General features: G+C 74.6%; 4 protein-coding genes and 1 pseudogene. 4 read left to right on the top strand and 1 reads right to left on the bottom strand.

What is annotated here, in order from left to right; genetic code table 11:
• The 4 genes from ABWK99_RS14200 to ABWK99_RS14185 form a co-directional block, all read left to right on the top strand.
• On the top strand, positions 1–1,000 hold a 1,000-nt coding region (locus ABWK99_RS14200; RefSeq protein ID WP_372595354.1), incomplete at its 5' end, for an ROK family protein.
• Positions 997–2,055, top strand: a complete 1,059-nt coding sequence (locus ABWK99_RS14195) for a sugar ABC transporter substrate-binding protein (RefSeq protein ID WP_372595353.1) — start codon at positions 997–999, stop codon at positions 2,053–2,055. The genes ABWK99_RS14200 and ABWK99_RS14195, both read left to right, overlap by 4 nt.
• The gene (locus ABWK99_RS14190; protein ID WP_372595352.1) at positions 2,052–2,819 is read left to right on the top strand and encodes an ATP-binding cassette domain-containing protein; all 768 of its coding nucleotides are present in this window, start codon (positions 2,052–2,054) and stop codon (positions 2,817–2,819) included. Before ABWK99_RS14195 ends, ABWK99_RS14190 begins: the two co-directional genes overlap by 4 nt.
• The gene (locus tag ABWK99_RS14185; RefSeq protein WP_372595351.1) at positions 2,816–4,063 is read left to right on the top strand and encodes a sugar ABC transporter permease; all 1,248 of its coding nucleotides are present in this window, start codon (positions 2,816–2,818) and stop codon (positions 4,061–4,063) included. Before ABWK99_RS14190 ends, ABWK99_RS14185 begins: the two co-directional genes overlap by 4 nt.
• A gap of 57 nt (positions 4,064–4,120) precedes the next feature.
• Here the strand turns inward: ABWK99_RS14185 and purU are convergent.
• Positions 4,121–4,220: pseudogene (gene purU / locus ABWK99_RS14180) on the bottom strand (formyltetrahydrofolate deformylase); the annotation flags it as partial.

The following is a 4,220-nucleotide window of genomic DNA, read 5'->3' as shown; positions in this document are numbered from 1 at the left end:
GCCGACCTCGCGTTCCGGCCGCCGCGCGCAGGAGGTCACCCTCGCCCGCAACCTCGGCCTGGTCGCCGGGGTGCAGGTGAGCGAGCGCTCCCTTCGCGTCGCGCTCGCCGACGTGAGCCAGCGCATCGTCGCCGACCAGCGCCTGCCGCTTCCTCCGGCGCACCGCGCCGACTCCGGCCTCGATCGCGTGGCGATCCTCGTGGAGGAGCTCGCCGAGTCCGTCGGCGCCGGCCTGGGGGAGATCCTCGGGGTCGGCGTCGGGGTACCGGCCCCGGTCGACTCCCGCACGGGCATCGTCTCGGCCCACCCGATCCTTCCCGGCTGGGGTGGCGTGCGGGTGCCGGAGGTCCTGGGCCGGAGGCTGGGGCTCCCCGTGGTCGTGGACAACGCCACCAACCTGGGTGCGCTCGCCGAGTCGCGGTTCGGGGTTGCCCGCGACGCGGACTCCCTCGTGTTCGTGCGGGTCTCGCACGGGGTCAGCATGGGGCTCGTCATCGGTGGGGTGGTGCACCGCGGTCGCCGCGGCGCTGCCGGCGAGCTCGGTCACGTGCGGGACGTCGAGGACGGCCCCGCCTGCCGGTGCGGGCTCACCGGCTGCCTCGAGGGCTCGATCGGCGCCGCAGCGCTCGCCGCGCGGCTCGCCCCGACCCACGGGCACCTCGCGCTGCGCGACGTCGTCGCGCGCGCCCTTGCGGGGGACGCGGCGTGCACCCGGGTCGTCGGCGAGGCCGGCCGTCGCCTCGGCAGGGCCCTTGCCTCGGTGTGCACCGTGATCGACCCGGACCTGCTGGTGCTCGACGGTGAGCTCGTGGGCGCAGGGGAGGCCTTCCTCGGCCCGCTGCGCCGGACCCTCGAGGCCGACGTCCTGCCCACCGACCCGCCCGGCCTGCGCGTCGAGCTCGCGGCGCTCGGGGGAGACGCACCCCTGCGCGGTGCGCTCGCGCTCGCCCTCGATGCCTACGAGGTCGGTGTCACGGGCCCGCTGAGCGTGCTGACATGAGGGCTGGCGCTCGCGCGCTGCTCGCCGTTCTCCTCGCGCTCGCGGGCCTCGGTGCCTGCGCACCGGCCGAGAGCCAGGGGCCGGTCATCGCCCTGCTGCTGCCGGAGGCGAAGGCGAGCCGGTACGAGGGGATCGACCGCCCGGTCTTCGAACGGGTCGTCGCCGCCCGCTGCGCCGACTGCACGGTGCTCTACGCGAACGCGGGCCAGGACGCGGCCCGCCAGCAGCAGCAGGCCGAGTCCGCCCTCACGCAGGGCGCGAGCGTGCTCGTCATCGACGCGGTCGACGCCTCGGCGGCGCGGTCCATCGTCACCTCCGCCGCGGCCCGTGGGGTGCGTGTCGTGGCGTACGACAGGTTCGTCGCCGACGCACCCCTCGACTTCATGGTCGGATCGGATGTCGAGCGCGTCGGGCAGCTCCAGGGGGAGGCGCTGGTGCGCGCCGTCGGTCGGGTCGATGCCGACGGCGGCATCCTCGTGGTGGACGGGGCGGAGACCGACCCGAACGTCGCGCTGCTGCAGTCCGGGCTGGCCGAGGCGCTCGAGGGCACCGGGCTGACGGTCCTGGCGCGCTACTCGACCCCGGACTGGAGCCCGGACAAGGCCCAGGAGTGGGTCCAGGGGCAGCTCACCCAGTACCAGGGACGGGTCGTCGGGGTCTACGCGGCCAACGACGGCACGGCCGGTGGCGCGATCTCGGCGATGCGCGCCGCGGGGCTGGACCCGGTCCCCCCGGTGACCGGGCAGGACGCCGACCTCGCCGCCGTGCAGCGGATCATCTCCGGCGACCAGACGATGACCGTCTACAAGGCCATCGAGCAGCAGGCGAGGACCGCGGCCGAGATCGCCGTGCGCCTCGCTCGCGGGGAGCAGCCGGCCGCGACGGCAGAGGTCGAGGGCGTGCCGGCGATCCTGCTCGCCCCGGTCGCGGTGACCAGCGGGAACGTCGGCTCGGTCCTCGTGGACGGTGGCGTCTACTCCGTGGAGGAGATCTGCGTCGAGCCCTACCGGCAGGCCTGCCTCGACCTCGACCTGATCCGTGTGGAGGCAGGATGACCGACGTGATGCGCGAGCCGGCGGTGATCGCCCTGCGGGGGGTCAGCCACGCCTACGGGGCGGTGCGCGCCCTGATCGACGTCGACCTGGACGTGCGCGCGCACGAGGTGGTCGCCGTCGTCGGGGACAACGGTGCCGGCAAGTCGACCCTCGTCGGTGTGCTGTCCGGTGTGCTGGTCCCGGACACGGGCGAGGTCGTCGTGGAGGGCCAGGAGATCCAGCTCACCTCGCCGGGCCTGGCCCGTCAGCTCGGGATCGCCACGGTCTTCCAGGACCTGGCGCTGTGCGAGCACCTCGACGTCGTGGAGAACCTCTTCCTCGGCCAGGAGATCCGTCGGGGACCGCTGCTCGACGAGGTCGCGATGGAGCGGGAGGCGTGGCACCTGCTCGGACAGCTCGCGGTGCGGCTGCCCTCGGTGCGGGCTCCGGTGTCGGCACTGTCCGGTGGGCAGCGGCAGGCCGTCGCCGTCGCGCGCGCCCTGCTGGGCGAGCCGCGCGTGCTCGTGCTGGACGAGCCGACCGCCTCGCTCGGTGTCACGCAGACGGCCGAGGTGCTCAACCTCGTCGAGCGGGTGCGCGACCAGGGGTACGGGGTGGTCGTGGTGAGCCACAACATGACCGACGTCCAGGCCGTCGCCGATCGCGTCGTCGTGCTGCGGCGCGGACGGCTCAACGGGGAGTTCGACGCGGACCTGGCCAGCTACGAGCAGATCATCGCGGCGATCACCGGCGCGGCGCCGCACCCGGGGGAGGGCCGGTCATGAGCTGGAGCCCGCCCGGTGGCCGGGTCGACACGCACGCGCTCGGCCCCGGATCAGCCTCGCGCGCCTGGCGCCAGGGCGGGGTGTCCTGGCGCGGGCTGCTGGGGCCGGGGGCCGACTCCGGCTCGGTGCCCGTCCTCGCCGCCCTGCTCGTGCTCGCCCTCGTCTTCCAGGCGGCGAACCCCCACTTCCTGTCGGCCGACAACCTGGTCAACCTCAGTCTCCAGGTCTCGGCGATCGGGGTGATGGCGCTCGGGATGGTCCTCGTCCTGCTCGTCGGGCAGGTCGATCTCTCGGTCGGCGCGGTCAGCGGGCTGGCCGCGGCGATCGTCGCGGTGGGCGCCGTCCACCAGGGATGGCCGCTCGCCGTCGCGGTGGCGGTGGCGATCGTCGCCGCCGGCGTGATCGGAGCAGGCTACGGGTGGATGTTCACCCGGGTGGGGGTGCCGTCGTTCGTGCTCACCCTCGCGGGCCTGCTCGTCGCCCAGGGCCTGCAGGAGCGGGTGCTGGGGTCGTCGGGGTCCATCACCCTTCCCTTCGACTCCCCCCTCGTGCGGTTCTCGCAGCAGTCGTTCCTCGCGCCGGCGCTCGCCTACGGGCTCGTGGCCGCAGGGGTGGTCGGCGGGCTCGGCCTTCGCCTGCTCGAACGTCGACGCCGCGTCCTCGCCGAGCTCCCCGTCGACCCCCTGCGGCCCGTGCTCGTGCGGTGGTCCCTGCTGGGCGCCGTCGCCGGGTCGGCCACGTGGTACCTCAACCTCAACCGTGGCATCGGCGCCTCCTTCGCGCTCTTCCTCGCCCTGGTGCTCGCGGCGGACATCCTGCTGCGGCGCACCCGATGGGGGCGCTCGGTCCGTGCCGTCGGCTCCAACGTGGGCTCGGCGCACCGCGCGGGGATCGCCGTGCGCCGGGTGTACGTCGCGACGTTCACCGCCTGCGCCGCACTCGCGGGGCTCGGCGGTGTGCTGGCCGCCGGCCGGCTCGCTGCCGCCAACCAGGGAACGGGTGGCTCGGACACGAACCTCACGGTGATCGCCGCGGCGGTCATCGGCGGCACGAGCCTGTTCGGGGGACGCGGCTCTGCCTGGTCGGCGCTGCTCGGGGCGCTGGTGGTCGGCTCGATCTCCTCGGGGCTGACGCTGCTCAACCTCGACGCGGCACCGCGCTACATCGTCACCGGGATGGTGCTCGCGCTCGCGGTCACCGTCGACGCTCTCGGCCGCCGTCGGGTGAACGTCGCCGATCGCTGAGTTCTGCGCTGCCCTGCCCTGCCTGGTCTGCCTGCCAGGCCTGGCGCGCGGCGGGTCTCAGCGGAAGACGATCGTCCGCTTGCCGTCCAGGAGCACCCGGTGCTCGGCGTGCCAGCGCACCGCACGGGCCAGGGCACGGCGCTCGACGTCCTGGCCG

The sequence above is a fragment of the Actinotalea sp. genome, assembly GCF_041597215.1.
Lineage (GTDB): Bacteria > Actinomycetota > Actinomycetes > Actinomycetales > Cellulomonadaceae > Actinotalea.
Note: the sequence above shows the minus strand (reverse complement) of the source record. Positions and strands in the feature narration are given on the sequence as shown.

Excerpts from the sequence above, each read along its gene's own strand:
- ABWK99_RS14185 (WP_372595351.1), top strand. The coding sequence starts at position 2,816 with ATGAGCTGGAGCCCGCCCGGTGGCCGGGTCGACACGCACGCGCTCGGC.
- ABWK99_RS14195 (WP_372595353.1), top strand. The coding sequence starts at position 997 with ATGAGGGCTGGCGCTCGCGCGCTGCTCGCCGTTCTCCTCGCGCTCGCG.
- ABWK99_RS14190 (WP_372595352.1), top strand. The coding sequence starts at position 2,052 with ATGACCGACGTGATGCGCGAGCCGGCGGTGATCGCCCTGCGGGGGGTC.